General features: G+C 64.7%; 14 protein-coding genes and 1 pseudogene. 7 read left to right on the forward strand and 8 right to left on the reverse strand.

Annotated features, from left to right (window positions below; genetic code table 11):
* Positions 1 to 176 precede the first annotated feature (176 nt).
* Entirely contained in the window at positions 177 to 350 is a 174-nt protein-coding gene (locus tag I1E95_RS01305; protein ID WP_197164702.1) for a hypothetical protein, read from the forward strand.
* Positions 347 to 2,539 (forward strand): beta-glucosidase, encoded by a 2,193-nt coding sequence (locus I1E95_RS01310; RefSeq protein WP_197164704.1) that lies wholly within the window; start codon positions 347 to 349, stop codon positions 2,537 to 2,539. Before I1E95_RS01305 ends, I1E95_RS01310 begins: the two co-directional genes overlap by 4 nt.
* A gap of 7 nt (positions 2,540 to 2,546) precedes the next feature.
* Here I1E95_RS01310 and I1E95_RS01315 read toward each other — a convergent pair whose 3' ends face one another.
* The 6 genes from I1E95_RS01315 to I1E95_RS01340 form a co-directional block, all read right to left on the reverse strand.
* A complete protein-coding gene (locus I1E95_RS01315) occupies positions 2,547 to 3,050 on the reverse strand; it encodes a hypothetical protein (protein WP_197164706.1) in 504 nt (167 codons plus the stop codon).
* The gene (locus I1E95_RS01320) at positions 3,050 to 4,123 is read right to left on the reverse strand and encodes a glycosyltransferase family 2 protein (RefSeq protein WP_231594775.1); all 1,074 of its coding nucleotides are present in this window, start codon (positions 4,121 to 4,123) and stop codon (positions 3,050 to 3,052) included. The genes I1E95_RS01315 and I1E95_RS01320 overlap by 1 nt, the downstream gene beginning before the upstream one ends.
* 75 nt (positions 4,124 to 4,198) lie before the next feature.
* A complete protein-coding gene (locus I1E95_RS01325) occupies positions 4,199 to 4,741 on the reverse strand; it encodes a triacylglycerol lipase (protein ID WP_231594776.1) in 543 nt (180 codons plus the stop codon).
* 175 nt (positions 4,742 to 4,916) lie between these two features.
* Positions 4,917 to 5,213: a Mo-dependent nitrogenase C-terminal domain-containing protein gene (locus I1E95_RS17215; protein ID WP_197164710.1), complete on the reverse strand. Its 297-nt coding sequence runs from the start codon at positions 5,211 to 5,213 to the stop codon at positions 4,917 to 4,919.
* A gap of 347 nt (positions 5,214 to 5,560) precedes the next feature.
* Entirely contained in the window at positions 5,561 to 6,265 is a 705-nt protein-coding gene (locus tag I1E95_RS01335) for a DUF1295 domain-containing protein (RefSeq protein ID WP_231594777.1), read from the reverse strand.
* Between the two features lie 488 nt (positions 6,266 to 6,753).
* Complete coding sequence (locus I1E95_RS01340) at positions 6,754 to 7,971, reverse strand: SHOCT domain-containing protein (protein WP_197164712.1); 1,218 nt, start codon at positions 7,969 to 7,971, stop codon at positions 6,754 to 6,756.
* A 529-nt stretch (positions 7,972 to 8,500) separates the two neighbouring features.
* On the opposite strand from I1E95_RS01340, the gene I1E95_RS01345 reads away from it, so the two are divergent.
* Together I1E95_RS01345 and I1E95_RS01350 are read left to right on the forward strand one after the other, a co-directional pair.
* Positions 8,501 to 10,015 (forward strand): cryptochrome/photolyase family protein, encoded by a 1,515-nt coding sequence (locus tag I1E95_RS01345; protein ID WP_197164714.1) that lies wholly within the window; start codon positions 8,501 to 8,503, stop codon positions 10,013 to 10,015.
* 128 nt (positions 10,016 to 10,143) lie between these two features.
* Positions 10,144 to 10,821, forward strand: coding sequence for a peroxiredoxin-like family protein (locus tag I1E95_RS01350; protein ID WP_197166946.1), 678 nt, complete (start codon positions 10,144 to 10,146; stop codon positions 10,819 to 10,821).
* Between the two features lie 269 nt (positions 10,822 to 11,090).
* On the opposite strand, the gene I1E95_RS01355 is transcribed toward I1E95_RS01350, so the two are convergent.
* Positions 11,091 to 11,318 carry a hypothetical protein gene (locus tag I1E95_RS01355; RefSeq protein WP_197164716.1) on the reverse strand — a complete coding sequence of 76 codons (228 nt, stop codon included), beginning with the start codon at positions 11,316 to 11,318 and terminating at the stop codon, positions 11,091 to 11,093.
* A gap of 619 nt (positions 11,319 to 11,937) precedes the next feature.
* A pseudogene (locus tag I1E95_RS01360) lies at positions 11,938 to 13,176 on the reverse strand (IS256 family transposase).
* Positions 13,177 to 13,382: 206 nt separating this feature from the next.
* Here I1E95_RS01360 and I1E95_RS01365 point away from each other — a divergent pair.
* The 3 genes from I1E95_RS01365 (at position 13,383) to I1E95_RS01375 (ending at position 16,294) form a co-directional block, all read left to right on the forward strand.
* Entirely contained in the window at positions 13,383 to 14,639 is a 1,257-nt protein-coding gene (locus tag I1E95_RS01365) for an IS256 family transposase (RefSeq protein ID WP_197161565.1), read from the forward strand.
* A gap of 726 nt (positions 14,640 to 15,365) precedes the next feature.
* On the forward strand, positions 15,366 to 15,713 hold the full coding sequence (locus I1E95_RS01370) for a mechanosensitive ion channel domain-containing protein (protein ID WP_197164718.1): 348 nt from the start codon (positions 15,366 to 15,368) through the stop codon (positions 15,711 to 15,713).
* A gap of 200 nt (positions 15,714 to 15,913) precedes the next feature.
* Positions 15,914 to 16,294, forward strand: coding sequence for a hypothetical protein (locus I1E95_RS01375; protein WP_197164720.1), 381 nt, complete (start codon positions 15,914 to 15,916; stop codon positions 16,292 to 16,294).
* Positions 16,295 to 16,342: the final 48 nt, after the last annotated feature.

The following is a 16,342-nucleotide window of genomic DNA, read 5'->3' on the forward strand; positions in this document are numbered from 1 at the left end:
GGAGAATGGCCTGTGAAATGAATCGAACCTCTGGATGTGGCGTCCTGAAACGCGTCCTGGTCCTCCTCGGAGTCGTCATGGCAGCACCAGGACTGCCTGCCTCTGCTCAGTCCCAGCCGTGCCTTCAGCTGTCCGAGCAACTCCTGAAGCAGCTCGAGCGTGTCCCCGCCCGATCGATGGAGGCCCTGGCTGAGAAGCAGCGCCAGGACCTCCGCTCACGAAACTGCGACCCGCAGGCCACTGGTTACGACCTGGGAGTCGAGAGCAGGAGGCTGAACCAGGACCTGGGTCCGAGAACCGAGGAGACGGTCCCCTTCCGCTTCGATCAACTGATCCGCATTCAGTATTGAGGGACCCCGGCGCCTCGATCCGGGCTCAGGCCCTGGACCTGCTGGAGGAGCTGACCACGGCCGAGAAGCTGAAGCTGTTCGACGGTGACACCCCCTTCTGGTCCGGCATGGCGGACATCGCCCTGCATCAGGCCTCCCACCGCCATCCCTGGCCCGCAGCGCAGGTTGCCCGTCTGGGCCTCACGGGCCTTCACTTCGTCGACGGCCCCCGCGGCGTGGTGCTGGAGGGTGGGGCCACCACCTTTCCCGTGCCGATGGCCCGGGGGGCCAGCTGGGACCCAGATCTCGAGGAACGCATCGGCGAGGCCATCGGCCGCGAGGCCCGTACCTTCGGCGCCAACTGGGTGGCGGGGGTGTGCATCAACCTCCTCCGCCATCCGGGCTGGGGCAGGGCCCAGGAGACCTACGGGGAGGACCCGGTGCACGTGGGCGCCATGGGGGCCGCCATGACCCGGGGGCTGGAGCGCCACGCCGTGGCCTGCGTCAAGCACTTCGCCCTCAACTCGATCGACAGCTCCCGTTTCCTGGTCGACGTGGAGGTCAGTGAGCGGGTGCTGCACGAGCTCTATCTCCCCCACTTCCGCGACTGTGTGGAGGCCGGCGCCGGATCGATGATGAGTGCCTACAACCAGGTCAACGGCCTCTGGTGCGGGCAGCACCCAACCCTGCTGCGGCGGATCCTCAAGGAGCGCTGGGGATTCCGCGGCTTCGTGGTCACCGACTTCATCTTCGGCGTGCGTGATGGGGTCGCCGCCCTGCTGGCCGGCCAGGACCTGGAGATGCCCTTCCGCATGGTCTTCGCCGGTTGTCTGCCCGAGGCCGTCGCCGACGGCCGGGTGCCGATGCGATGCATCGACGAGGCGGTGCTGCGGCTGCTGCAGGTGCAGCTGGGTGTGCCGCCCGGCACCTACCCGAGGTCGCTTCGCTCCTGCGGGAGCCACCGGGCCCTGGCCCGCGAAGCGGCCACCAGCTCGATCGTGCTGCTGCGCAACGAAGGGCCGGTGCTGCCCTTCTCCGGCCTGAGCTCACTGGCCGTGATCGGGCGCCTGGCGTCGGTCGCGAACCTGGGGGATCGGGGATCCTCGGACACCAGACCCCTGCCCGGAGTGGTGGTGACGCCGCTGGATGGCCTGCGGGCAGCCGCGCCGGATCTGCGGATCGAGCAGACCAGCGGCAGCAGCGCCCAGGCCGCGGCGGAGCTGGCGGCGCGCTGCGATGCCGCCGTGGTGGTGGCCGGTCTCGACTGGCGCCTGGAGGGGGAGCACATCCACCCGGGGGACATCGCCCCGATCCTGCGCCTGGTCCCTCCTCCGGGCTGGATGCTGCGCCTGCTGGGGCGGCGCCGGCTGATGCCGCTGTGGCGTCCCCTGGCTCACCTGTTCGCCTGGATCACCAGCTTCGCCTCAGCCCGGCCGGGCGGCGACTTTGCCGCCGGTGATCGCACCGACCTGTCGCTGCCCGCGGATCAGCTGGCCCTGATCCGCCAGGTCGCCGGGGCCAATCCCCGCACCGTGGTGGTGCTGATGGGCGGTGGCGCGGTGCTCATGGAGGACTGGCATCGGCTGGTTCCGGGCCTGCTGGTGCTCTGGTACCCGGGGGAGCAGGGGGGGGCAGCCCTGGCCGATGTGCTGCTCGGCCGGGTGTCGCCGTCCGGCCGTCTTCCCTTCTCCGTGCCAGCCCGGGCCTCCCACCTGCCGCCCTTCGAACCCCGGGCGCGGCAGGTGGTCTACGACCTCTGGCATGGCTACCGCCGCCTGCAGCGGGACCGCCATGGCGCGACCTATCCGTTCGGCTTCGGCCTGTCCTACAGCCGATTCACGGCGTCCGATCTCACCGCCGTGCTCCAGCGCGCCGATGGCCGGATGGATCAGCTGCAGGCGAGCGTCAGCATCACCAACGCCGGTGATGTGGACGCCGCCGAGGTGGTGCAGCTGTATCTGGAACCCCCGGCCCGGGAGGTGGAGCGTCCGGCACGAACCCTGGTGGCCTTCCAGCGCCTGCACCTGGCCGCCGGGACGAGCAGGCGCATCACCATGGCGGTTCCCCTGCGCGCCTGCGCCACGTTCGATCCGGCCCGGGATGGCTTCGTGACCGAGGCCGGTGCGCACCGGCTGGTGGTGGCCAGGCATGTGGAGGACGACGGCCTGGCGGTGACGCTGGAGCTGGAGGCGGCGTTCGTGGGCCGTTGACCAGCGTTCAGGGCCTCCCTCCGGGGTGGCGAGGGCAGGACAGTCGGCTCAGCGTCCGGCCCAGGCGCAGGCGGTTGTAGCGCTGCAGCAGCAGGCACGGCAGGTTGAACAGGGTCGCGAAGATCAGGTTGACGAGCACGCCGGCTGGCGGCAGCCACAGGGCGGTGACCATCCAGACCGGCCAGAGGGCCCAGTGCACCAGCTCGGCCCGGCGGGTCTCCAGGCGCAGCCGCTGCAACGCCAGCGGGTCCCGGCGGGCCAGGCTGGCCTTGCGCACCCCTCCGGGCAGGGCGTTGCCGGCATCGGGGATCCAGCGCTTCCAGACCCGGATGCCCAGCCAGAACTCATAGAACCGCACCGGGGCCTCCACCCGCGGGTCGCACTGGTCGCGATCCCCCCGGCGCAGCAGCCGATCCGGCAGCCGATTGGCGATCGCTCCGATCACGACCGACCCGAGGAGCCACAGGCCTGCCGAAGCGGCCACCGGAACCAGCCCGCCCGGCAGTGCCATCAGCGGGTGCTGAAGGTGCGACCCTTCCAGCGCACCTGGCCCCGTTTGAGGTTGAGGATCGCCATCAGGAACACCCCCAGGAAGAACAGCACCGGGATGGGGAACAGCAGGTTGATCCAGGCGAAGCGCCCCACGGGCCGGGTGATCACCAGCAGCTGAAGCACATACGCCGCGTAGACCAGCGCATTGCTGCCCACGGAATGGTCTCCCACCAGCGGCCAGCCGAGCAGGGAGGCCGGCAGGCACCAGGCGGCCCAGAACAGTCCGGAGAGCCAGAGCACCACCGCCAGCATCCAGCTCCAGCGCACTTCACCGGCCGCGGTGGCGAAGTTCTTGTCGAAGCCCACCACCATGTCGTTCAGGCCGCCCGGATACATGCGGTACGACATCTGGCCGTAGCCGAGGAAAGCACTCACGGGCAGATCGACCTGTTCATAGGCATGGGCCAGGAACCAGTCTTCGACCACCTTGCCGGCGACGGCTGCGTGACCGCCGCTGCGGTCGTAGTCGGCGCGGCTGGTGGCCAACGCCGGCCCGAAGGCCACCCCACAGGCGGGTCCCAGGGGAACGGCCATCAGGCCCACCAGGTTGAACAGCAGCGAGAGCTGCTCATAGGCCTTCTCGGTGCGGTGGTACGGCTGCACCGACACGAGCCCCCCAAGCTGCTGATGGACCGCCACCAGCCGCTCGAGGAATTCTGGCCCGGGTTCGGTGTCGGCATCGAGGAACACCAGCAGCTCGCCGCGACTGGCCAGCACACCGTTGTGCAACGCCCAGGTCTTGCCGCACCAGCCCTGCGGCAACGATGGCGAGGGCAGCACACGGACGGGCAGACCGGAGCGGGGCTCGGTGGCGATGGCGGTGGTGCGATCACTGGAGTGGTCGTCGACCACGATCACTTCCAGGGGCCGGAGGCTCTGCCGGGCGAGACCATCAAGCAGATGCGGAAGCGTCGACTCCTCGTTGCGGGCTGGGATCAGCACCGACACCGAGGGCGGCTCCAGCGGCGAGCCAGCGGGGAGGACAGGAAAGCGCAGTCCCAGGACCCAGCCCAGCAGCCAGCGCACCAGCATGGAAACGCCAACCCAGCTCATCGAGCGCTCCACCTGCGCTCCTCAGTATGGGTAGCTGGCCTTGACCCGGCGGACTCAGGGCCTGAGCAATTCCCTGACCAGGGGCCCGATGGCCGCCTGATCCCTCAGCAGCTGGGGGTGCGTCGCCACCGGCAGCGGGGTGCGGGCGCCGACGGGCAGGACGGCGCGCCATCCAGGCAGCACGGCCAGATCGATGGCGGAATAGAAGCTGTGACACTCGATCCCGTGGAGGGTGTCGAGATTGCTGTTCAGGCGCTGCAGCAGTCCGCTGCCCCACTTCAGACCAGCGATGCCCTTGAAGATGCGCCCTGGCCATGGCTGGGCCGTGAGCGTTCCCTGCTGGGGACTGCCGACGCTGATGAAGCGCCGTGTGCGCTGATGTCCCTCCAACAGCTGGATCCAGGTGCGGGCGATGACGCCACCGATCGAAAAGCCGAGCAGGTCGATCGGCTGCTCCGTCCCGAAGGTGGCCTGAATGTGGCCACCGAGCAGTTCGGCGGCCTGTTCGATCGGGGTGAGGCCGAAGCGCAGCGGCAGGGCAGGGATCAGCAGATGCGGTCGTCGCTCTCCCAGCGTCTGCCGGAGCTTGTTGAACACCGCTGGGCTGTCGAGCAGCCCGTGAACCAGAACCAGAGGTCGACGAGAAATCGGAAACCATGCGGATGCCACCTTCCAATTCAAGACCACGGCAACCCGATGCCTGCCGGCCTCGAAGGGTGGATCTCCCCCTCAGCCAACCTGATCAGCCTCTTCAGTGGAGCTGGCCTCCTGCTCAAGGAAACACAAGGCCCGGAAATGCAGGGCCATTCAGGTCCTCATCCAGAGGGTTGATCCTGCACATCGGTGGAATGTGCAGGAGCTTCCTCCCAACGATGGTCACATCCCGCTTGAGCGGACACTGTGGGGGGATGAGGCGAATCAGGAATCGGGCGACCGACGGCTCATCAGGCTGCAGATCATCGAGGCAGTGTCGCAGCAGCGTCTGGGCATCGGCGCTGGCCTGGGGACCCTCCTGGTCAACGGAAGGTGCAGCAGCTGCTCCTCTCCTGACCCGAGAACATCCCCCCAATGCCCGAGCAGGGCCACTTCCTCCACGCTGAGCAGTCCATCGGAGAGGGCCACGGCCAGAGCCGTGCGAATGAAAGCGTCAGCCTCCGCCGAACTCCTGCCGAAGCAGGCGACCAGTGCCTCATCTGCGGGTTGAGGCCAGGGTGCCGCCGGCGCGTACGGGATGAGCGGTCAGGAGCACGAGCGCCACAAACAACAGGCCGCCAGGGATGAATCCCCATGGATGGGTTGCGTCGTGGAAGTCCATGGTGACTGTGTCTGGGAGATCTTGATTGTCCCTCCCGCCTCGCTCCCAGCTGAACTCCACCCCACCAATCCACGAGCAGGTGCTGAGTAGCCACGCACAGCTCAGCGGTGACCGTGCTGATCCAGGATCAGGGGATCAAAGCGCACCACGAACGATTGGCACAACGCCTTGAGCACCTCAGGAATTGGCAATAAAAAGCTTAGGGAGCAATAGTCCTGAGCGAGCTTTGTAGGATTCAAAATCAGGGTAGCGCTCAAGCGACTTGTCTTTTTTGAGCATATTTGGGATGAAGATGCCGGCAGTGACCCCCCCCCCAGAATGACGAAGGGAATCCAACTCGACGCTATCATCGCAAATGCTAAATAAATCAGAATTTCCCCTAGATAATTTGTATTCCGGCAGCGCGCGAAGAAGCCTTCCGTAATCAGGCCAGACTTGTATTTAAGTGTATAATGTTTTTGAGCATCACTGCTGTAATGCAGGAAAATTCCTACGATGCATATCGCCACTGCCGCCGCGATCAACGGCAAAGCTGGCTCAAGGCGACTGCTGATGAGGATGAATGGAGCAACCCAATATAAGCTTATCACTCCAAAGCCGAGCACACCTGTCGACCATGAGACCTCCTGCTCCCATTGTTTGTCAGGGTAAATTCTGTCTTTCAGTAGCCACAGTATTCCATAAGTACCGTGCAGAGAAAGATAGATCCAAGGCCCAAAAGTAAAATTTTGATAGGCGATCATCAAGCCCAGGACAAACAAAAACGTAGCGCCCTTGTGCAGATTGATAAAGCGCTTGATCTTCATGGCTACGTCTCTCAGAATTCCCAATCACAGTCTAGCAACAGGGGCTACCTGAGCCCCGGGCATTGCTGGAAGATAGCCCGCAATAACCTACATTGAATCCCAAGCAATGACGAGCCTTCCGTTCGACGTTTCAAGGAAACTCTACATCCAAACCAGAGACATCAACAATTCCTTCGATTCGGTGCAGTCGCCGGAAACGAATGACATGTGGCGAAACCTGATCTGAACGAGCACCAACTGCCATTCCGCGACAACTCCAGAACTCATCATGTTCAGGAAAGGACCCTGGACAGGAGTCGACTGAGTGAGCACACAGCTCCGGGACATCGATCGCTCCGTAAAGGTATCCCCATGGCCATATCTCCTTGATGGAGAACTGACAGAAGCTGCCTCTTCGCTTGCTCCACCACCAACCACGGCGCCGGTCTCGACTGCCGATTCCATCGGGCTGCGGTTCTCCTGCCTGGGACCCGGCCGCCGCGGGTTCCTTACAACCGACTCAGCAGCTCCTTTTTCTTCTCGGTGAATTCCGCCTCGCTCAGCACCCCCTTGGCCATGAGCTCACCCAGACGTTCCAGGGCGCTGATCACATCCCCGCTGGAGGTGGGGGTTTGGACTACCGCTGGCGCCGGGGCCGGGGCAGCTGGAGATGCAACGGAAGGACCTTTCGGGGAAAAAGGTGGCAGGCTCGAAAGACTGACGGAGCCATCCGGCGTGGAGAACATCACCTCGGCGCTGCTGCTGGCCTGGGCGATCCCGTTGATCGGATGGTCGCGGGCATCCAGCAGGCTGAGGGTGCCGTCGTGCTCCACGGCCAGGCAGCCCGATTCGGCGAACCAGGCGTAACGCAGATTGTTCTGGGCGCCGGTGGCGCTGGGGCTGCCCAGCTCCGCAGGCCACCAGTTCTCGAATCCGGCCATCGGCTGCATCGGCTGCATGGCCATTGGCTGCATCGGCTGCATCGCCATCGGGGCCATGGCGAAGGAGGCCGATGACTGTTGGTGCCCGCCGCCGGAGCTGCTCTGTTGCTGGCTGCCGCCATGGCCCGATTGCTGCTGGCTGCCGCCGCCCATCGAGGTGAGGCTGGAGAGGCTCACCGTGCCGCCCGGGGTGGCGAAAACCACGGTGCCGCCTGAGCCCTGCTGCTGGGACAGACCGGCGATCTGATGATGGCCCGTGTCGTACACCGACACCTGGCCGTTCGACTGAATGGCCAACCGGCCAGCGGACGGGAAGAAGGCGTAGCTCATGTCGTTCTGACTGCCCAGCGCCGCGGGGACGCCCAGCTCGGCGGGCCACCATGTATCCCGGGGATCCGGCACGAACAGGGGCGACCCGCCTCCTGCTGCAGCCATGGGCGCCATCGCCGGCAGCGACGACTGGGCGGCCCAGCCGCCGCTGCTCTGGGCCTGGAAGCTTCCTGCGCTGGCCGGTTGGGGCTGGTGGCCGCCAAGCTGAGCTGCGATCGCCTGGCAGAGCCCATCCACCCTCGCCTTGAGGGAGTGGTTGAACATGTCGCCGATCATCAGCATGCCCCCCCGCATCCACTGGCCGGAGCCGGCGAATTCAGGATGGTCGAACTGGGCCATGGCGCCTTTGCCACGCAGCATCGCCAGCATCATGTGGGTGACGGCGTCCTGGCTGAAGCCGTACTGACGAGCCAGGTCGCTGGCGACCTTCCGGCCTGCATCGGTGATCTGTTCCATGGCGTGGGCGGGTCTCTGGGCCGTGTCTGAAGGAATTCCGGAAACGCTGATTTCACCCCGACCCTGCCCTGCAATGGGGCCACGTCATTGCCGAAAGACCGATCCGCCTGATCAATGGGCAGGAGGCGAACCGGCCGGGTCGATGCAGACGTGACGGGGTTTGGGTTCGGTTGCCTGTTCGGGAGATGGCGGCTGACGCTGCTCCCGCACCGAATCGATCGGCTCTGCCGAGACGAAGAATCAATCCTTTCCTGAACCGTCAAACTACCATTGGGTTGGCGTCCTCATCCTGCTTCGTGCCGATGCCGGCGCAGCAGGCACAGGACCTCACCCCCCGGTTGCGGCTCAATCAGCTGGGCAGGGCCTGCTCCTCGGGGAATGGCATGGTCCTGAGCACTGCGCTGAGTCCGGGCCGGTCCCTCCACGTGGTGATGGGCTCCAGTGCGGGCAGCCCTGGAGGACTGCCGTGCCACTTCGACCTGAATCGTCAAGCGTGCCGCTATGACCTCCAGCAGACGCAACGCCAGCGATGGTCCTGACCCTGATCCTGGGCGATCAGCTGCACCGCGAGTGGTTCACCCCCTCGCCGCTGCAGCTCATTCCCGGGAGCCGGGTGCTGATGATCGAAGACCTCGCTGTGGCCTCCACCTACCGGTACCACCAGCTGCGCCTGCTCCACACCTTCGTGGCGATGCGCAGCTTCCGCGACGCGCTGAACGAGCGGGGGCTGGCGGTGCACTATTTCGAGCTGCCGGCTTCGTCGGGTGTGTCGTTCTGGGAGCGGCTGGCGGCAGAGCTGGGTGCAGACCGGGAGCTGCAGGTGGCGGAGATCGCCGACCGCAGCTTCGGGCAGAGGCTGCAGCAGTTCTGCCGCGAGCACGGGGTACGGCTGACCGTGCTGCCCTCACCCGCGTTCCTCGAATCGGCCGCCGAGAGTCGGGCCTGGTTCGAAGGACGTCGCCGGCCCTTCATGAAGACGTTCTACGAGCGGCAGCGACGGCGCCTGGGGCTGCTGCTCGAAGACGACGGGAGCCCCAGCGGCGGCCGCTGGAGCTTCGATGTCGAGAACCGCCGCCGGCTGCCGAAGGGCTACCAGGAACCACCGCTGCCGGCTGTGGCGACCAGTCCCCATGAACCGGTGGTGCGACAGCTGATCGCCACCCACTTCAGCAGCCATCCCGGGGTGCCGGGGGAGCTCTGGATTCCCGTCGATCACGACGGCGCCGACGCCTGGCTGCAACGGTTCCTGCAGGACCGCCTCGACGGATTCGGCCCCTACGAGGACGCCCTGAGCGCGCGTCTGGGCACCCTGCACCATTCCCTGCTCTCTCCCCTGCTCAACATCGGCCTGCTCTCTCCGGCCATGGTGATCGCAGCCACCCTCGCCCATGTGAAGCAGCGGCAGGAGTGCGACCAACCGGCGCCGATCGCCTCGCTGGAGGGCTTCCTGAGACAGGTGATCGGCTGGCGGGAGTTCGTGCGCGGCATCGATCTCGTGCATGGCGACACCCAGGCCGGCAGCAACTTCTGGAACCATCGACGCCGGCTGGCGCCCTGCTGGACCGACGGCAGCACCGGCCTGCCGCCACTGGATGCGGCGATCCGGCGGCTGAATCGCACGGGCTACAACCATCACATCGAGCGGCTGATGGTGATCAGCAACCTGATGCTGCTCTGCGAGATCCAGCCGACGGAGGTGCACAGGTGGTTCATGGAGCGTTATCTGGATTCCTATGAGTGGGTGATGGGCCCGAACGTCTACGGAATGGGCCTGATGAGCGATGGCGGCATCTTCGCCACCAAGCCCTACATCTGCGGCTCCAACTACATCCTCAAGATGGGAGATTTCAAGCGCGGCCCGTGGTGTGACATCTGGGACGGTCTCTACTGGCGCTTCATCGATCATCACCGGGCCTTCTTCCAGGCCAACCCCCGCCTCTCGATGAATGTGCGCCTTCTGGATCGCATGGATCCCCTCCGGCGAAATGGCCTGTTCGTCGCGGCGGAGGCGTTCCTGGAGAGCGCCACGATGGATCGGCCTTGAGCGTCGCGCTGCCTGTGCCCAGCTCCGATCCAATGAACACCGATCCATCGGCCACCGATCCAGCCGGCGGCAAGGCACAACCGCCTGCACCCGCTGCCCTGCTGGAGCGGCTGGCGGGAGTGTCCGGCATGGAGCGCGGCCAGCGCCGACTCGTGCTGCTGCTGAGCCAGCTGGGGGATTTCGACAGCCTCGAATACGCCCAGGCCCTGGCCCCGGTCCTGCCGCAGCTGGCGACTGCCGGCATCGCCGTGCTGGCGATCGGCATCGGCAACGAGGCGGGCCGCCAGCGCTTCTGCGCCTTCACGGGGTTTCCACTTGAATGCCTCCAGGTGGACGACGAACCCCAGCTGCACCGGGCTCTGGGGCTCTACGAGGGCCTCCGGCAGATCGGCGGGCCATGGCCGACCCTGCTGCTGATGTGCGCCGGCATCGGGTCCCCCGGAACCCTGGCCGAGGTGTTGCGTGGCTACTCGGGCGATCGCAGCGCTCCCCAGCGGATCGCCGACGAGGAGACCATCCAGGCGGGCCCCCTGCCGCCGATCAAGGGGGCATTCTTCGCCAGAGCGGGCGGGACCGGGTTCCAGCGGCCCTTCGAGCTGGCCACGGTGCGACTGCGCAACATGACCGAAGTGCTGGGTCACTGGCGCACCTACGTGCCGCGCGACGACTTCCTCACCCAGCGGGGCGGCACCTTCCTGCTGGAAGCCGACGACACGCTGCTGTACAGCCACCGGGACCGTGGCATTCTCGGCTTCTCAGCGACCATGGCAAGGCCGCTCAGCTTCCTGGATTCCTTTCTGAGCTGACGGTTCTGCTGATCGGTGGATGGTCACGTCAGACAACACATGAAGGTCCTGGATAAGGCACTTCATCAATCTTGATTCATTCATGCATCGTCCCCGTGTCCGGATTGCACTTGGCCTGTTCGTTGTTCGTGGCTCTGGTGCTCGGCCTGGTCAGTCATCCACAGCTGGCTGCTCAAAGCGCTGAGCCAGGGACGGTCTCGGCCGCTCCTGGGCGGGGTTCCGTGGCGATGATCATTGGAGAGGGCGGAAATGTCGGGGTGCTCACCGGCTCAGAAGGCCCTTTGCTGGTGGATGCCAAGTTCGCCAGGTTGGCCCTGCCGGTGCTCACCTTCGAGAACACACTGCGGCTGCATCTCGATGACGGGACCATCGACCTGTTGCACCTGCCTGCTGCTCACACGGACGGCAATACCATCGTGCACTTCAACACGGCCAACGTGATTCACAGAGGTGATGGGTGCTGGAACGGCATGTACCCATTCATCGACGCCTTCCATGGCGGCAGCCTCTGGGGCGATCGCTGGAGTGGACCGTGTTCTTGCCCTCGCGGGGCCAGAGACCCGCATCATCCCCGGGCATGGAGTCGTGGGGGGGGGAAAGGTTGAGTTGGGGAGCTATCGCACCATTCTGGCCAGCGCCCGCAAGCGTCTGTCGACTCGGAAACAGCAAGGATTGAGCGCCGAGCAGGCTGTAGCCGCTCAACCCCTGGCGGATCTGGAGGAGAGATGGGGGAAGGGTTTGTTCAAGGGCGACCGCTGGATCGCAGTGATCCGGGAGGGCGAGTGAGGTCATGCCTCAACCGGAGCCCAGCTGCACTCGCGAAACAGTTGCTCAGCAGAATCTCCTGATCGGGTCGCGTCCCTTTGAGTGGTGGAAAAGCCGAGGCCCGATTACCCTGATTTGAGAGTGAACAGAGTGGAATGACGGGCGGTCATTCCCGAGGCGATGAATCGTCTCGTTTATACACACTGAACGGTCGTGAATGACGTGTCAAGTCATCCGTTCAGTAGGTTGCTCATCGTGGCGATCGTTGGAGCGCCGGCCCCGGACGCCAGCCGCTGCCGGCCCGCCCTGTGGAGGCGAGCCAGGCGACTGGCCGGGGCCTGAGCTGGAGCCTCAGGACGTAGTGGCGAGCTGCGGCTCCGCTGCCGGAAGCTCATCGGCGGCAGGAGGGATGGCGGCCATCGAATCGAGCGAGAACATGCGGCGGCCCTCCAGCTGCCAGTGCTCGTCCTGTTCCAGCAGCACCGCCCCCACCAGGCGGGTGATGGCGGCGTCGTTCGGGAAGATGCCGACCACCTTGGTGCGCCTCTTGATCTCCTCGTTGACGCGCTCCAGCAGGTTGGTGCTCCACAGCTTGCGCCAGTGGCTGGCTGGGAAGTGGCGGAACGCCAGCACGTCCTCCCGGGCCGAGGCCATCAGTTCAGCGGCCCTGGGGAACTTGAGCGAGAGCACGCCGGCCACCTGATCCCACTGCTACTCCACGCCAGTGCGGCTCTGCTGGGTGAACACCGACCGCAGTGCGGCGGCCACCATCTCCTGCTGCGCCCTGGGCACCGCCTGCAGAAGGTTGCGGGCAAAGTGCACGCTGCAGCGCTGCCAGCTGCAGCCCTGGAACATCCGGCCCACCGCCTTGGTGAGCCCGACGTGAGCGTCGGAGACGACAAGCCGAACACCAGTGAGGCCCCGCTGCCTCAGACCGCCCAGGAATTGCCGTCAGAAGGGCTCGCTCTCGCTGTCGCCCACCTGCAGACCCAGCAGCTCGCGGCGGCCGTCGGCATTGACCCCCATGGCCACGACGACGGCGCGGGAGCAAACCTGCAGGGTCTTGCCCAGCCGGCCGTGGAGGTAGGTGGCATCCAGATAGAGGTACGGATAGCGGCTGCCGTCGAGCGGCCGCTCCAGGAACGCCTGGATCTGGCCGTCGAGCCCCTGGCAGATTCGGCTCACCTCCGAGCGGGAGATGCCGGCCTGGGAGCCGATGGCGGCCACCAGGGGGTCCACCTTGCGGGTGGAGATGCCCTTGACCCAGGCCTCCATGATCAACGCATAGAGCGCCTGATCGATCCGCCGGCGGGGCTCGAGGATGGTCGGGAAGAAGCTCCCCGCACGGAGTTTGGGGATGGCGAGCGGGATGTCGCCCACCTGGGTGGTGAGGGTGCGGGGTCGGCTGCCGTTGCGGTGGCCGAGCCGCTCGTCGGTGCGCTCATGGCGCTCCGCGCCGAGCACGGCCGCGACCTCGAGCTCGATCAGCTGCTGCAGGCCCTGGCGCACCAGCTCGGGGATCAGCTGCCCGGCGCTGCTGCCATTGAGGTGCGGCGCCAGGGGAGAGGCGCCAGAATCCGGTCTGGGCATGGTTCGTCCGGTTGAGGTGGTTCTCAAACCAGGGTCACGGACCTGCCCACCCCCTGAGCGGCGTCCCAGCAAGTGGTGTAACTCAGGAGGATCAGCCCCGGCGTAGCCGGGGCTGACGGCTCACCTCCCTCAGATTTCAGCTGTGGCAATGGGTGGGCCGGTCTGTGACCCTGTTCGGAGAACTACCACCAAACCGAACACAGACCATGACCCTCACCCATAGTGGCGCCTCCGAGCTGAGCCAGCTCATGGAGGGCACCACCGCTGGCGCCCTGATCCCAGAGATCGTGCGCCGGGGTTTCCAGGACCTGCTGGAAGCCGAGGTTTCTGCCCTCACGGGCGCTCAACTCCATGAGCGCTGCCCCGATCAGCGCTCCACCCATCGCAACGGCTACCGGGAGCGGCTGCTCACCACCCAGGTGGGCGACCTCAGCCTGGCCATTCCCAGGTTGCGGCAGGGCAGCTTCTTTCCCAGCTGGCTGGAGCCACGCCGCCGGGTGGACAAGGCGCTCTACGCCGTGGTGATGGAGGCCTACACCGGCGGGATCTCCACCCGCAAGGTCGACGCCCTGGTGGAGGCGCTGGGCGGGGCCAGCGGCATCTCCAAATCGGAGGTGAGCCGCATCTGCCAGGGGCTCGATGAGCAGGTGAAAGCCTTTCTGGGCCGGCCGCTTGACCATGCCCGCTTTCCCTACGTCTACCTCGACGCCACCTACCTCCACGGCCGCCTGGGCCGAAATATGCAGGTGGTGTCGCGGGCGGTGGTGGTGGCGATCGGCATCAATGCCCTCGGCTACCGCGAAGTTCTCGGCATTGCCGTGGGCGACAGCGAGGCGGAGGGCTTCTGGCGTCAGTTCCTGGGCTCACTCAAGGAGCGTGGCCTCGACGGCACCCGCCTGGTGATCTCGGATGCCCACCTGGGCCTGACGGCAGCGATCAAGCGGATGTTCCAGGGCAGTAGCTGGCAGAGGTGCCGGGTGCACTTCCTGCGCAACCTGCTGAGCCATGTGCCCAAGGCCGGCCAGGACATGGTGGCCGCTGCCATGAAAGCGGTGTTCGTGATCCAGGCTCCAGATCAGGTGCGCGCCCACTGGCAGCGGGTCACCGAGATGCTGCGCAAGCAGTTCCCCGGCGCCGTGCCCGTGATGGAAGCCGCCCGGGACGACGTGCTGGCCTTCCTGCACTTCCCCCAGGAGCACTGGCGCAAGGTCTGGAGCACCAACCCGCTCGAGCGCCTCAACAAGGAGATCAAACGCCGCACCAACGTGGTCGGCATCTTCCCCAATGATCCAGCGATCGTGCGCCTGGTGGGCAGCCAGCTGCTGGAGCAGCAGGAGGAATGGCAGCTGGAGCGTCGCCGCTTCTTCTCTGAGGCCACCATGGCCAAGATCCCAGAGCCAGAAGAGCCCTTGGAGCTCACCGATGCAGATCCGAACGCCCAGCCGGCTGCAACCATCAGCTGAAGCGCACCAGCTTCTACCTCGATCTACACAGAACACATCGATCGCTGAGTTGCCAATTCAGCGATCAGGGTTCATAATGGATCAATGGAGCTGCGCAATCAGCTTCCAAGCAGTCATCCCCTGACTGCTCCTGTTCACCCTCCGGAGAGGGTCACAGGACCTCCTGAGTTACACCACTCGGAGGGGCGCTACCACCCCCTGCAACGACGGACGTCTGAGGCGGTGTTCAGGCAGCACCGGCTACGCCGGTGCTACTCCTCGGAATTTCCACCACTTGGCGGGACGCCCCCCCCTGATCGAGACAGGGGCTCTGTATGGCGTTTCTTCTGAGTGTGCTGTGGCTGTTCTTTTCCTCTGATCTGTATCTGACTGAGGGAGGCTCTGAAGGCACCTTGATGAACCTGCCATGATCAGGCCTGAAGAGTCGGAAGGTTGGCAGCTTGTTCGGGGTCAGGCCGTCACCCTCCCTGAAAGTGGGCAGGTGACCAAGAGAAGCAGCCATAGAAAAGCATATCCCTACAATCATTCGATTAATTGTAATCAAATAAATGGGACCATACACAACCCAGATCCTTGAGACAGTTACCGTCTTGCTTGCCTCCGCCGTGGCGAGACGAATCACACTTGCAGCGATCAAAGCCGCTCAGCGAAAATACTCATACGGAAAGCCCAGAGTCACAGTGATCACAAAGACTCTGGACTTTTTACTCTTCTTTGTAATTGTTGGTGGATTTCTCTCAATCTGGGGGGGTTGAGCGATCCGAGCTAATCTTCTTTTTGTCATCAATGCTGACAATTCTTGGAATCGCTTTCTTTGCGCAATGGTCAATTTTGTCAAATATTACATCAACGATAATCATCTTCTTCAGTCATCCCGCAGGCATTGGCGATAAGGTGAAAATTCTTGATGTTGAATTTGCCGTAGAAGGCGAAATCGTCGATATTGGGCTATTCTTTATCGTCCTGCAGGGCAGCGACGGATCTGTGCTGTCCATTCCAAACAACTTGTTCTTGCAAAAAGCAGTTGTCAGGCAAAGGAGACCGAGACCCAGGTCCAAGACAAAGGAGGATTGAGATAAAGAATGCCTCAATATCAGTTGATGATGGTTCGATATTTTTCCATGACGGGAACAGCGCAGCACTCCCTCAGCAAGCACCTGGTGCCTGGTCAGCTCCCGTCAAAAAAAGAATCGGCTTGAAGTGAACAACTTGCCCTTCCACCTTGCCAGTCCGGAGATCTGGTCCTAAAGCAAAGGTATCTGCTGTGGATGTCCATGCAACTCCAAGCTAAAAACCTTTCCCGCCGCCTCGTTCTCGGGGGTTTCGCGGCCCTGTTGTGCACAACCCTGCCGATCCAGGCCCAGGACCGCATGCCGGCCGAAGCGGTACGCGCCATCAACACGGCCCGTACCCGTGCGGTGAAGATCAACGGAGGGCTCGAGGCCTACCGTCCCGCCAGCTGCATGTTCGCCACAGCTGACCCGGACAACCCCTGCCTGGTCAGCAACGACAGCGACGGCTTCATCTTCCGCTTCCTGGGTGGTCCCCCCACCTGGCAAGAGCGAGACCTGCCGCCCACTCTGGAAACAGAGATCCAGATCTCCCCGGACGGCCGTCAGGTCGAGAAGCTGATCTACAACGGTCCGCCCCGCTGATGAGCTGGTCCGCCTCGACCGGTGCGGCGATTCAGCGAACTGTCGAGC

The sequence above is a fragment of the Synechococcus sp. CBW1107 genome, from assembly GCF_015841355.1.
In the GTDB taxonomy this organism is placed as follows: Bacteria; Cyanobacteriota; Cyanobacteriia; order PCC-6307; family Cyanobiaceae; genus Regnicoccus_A.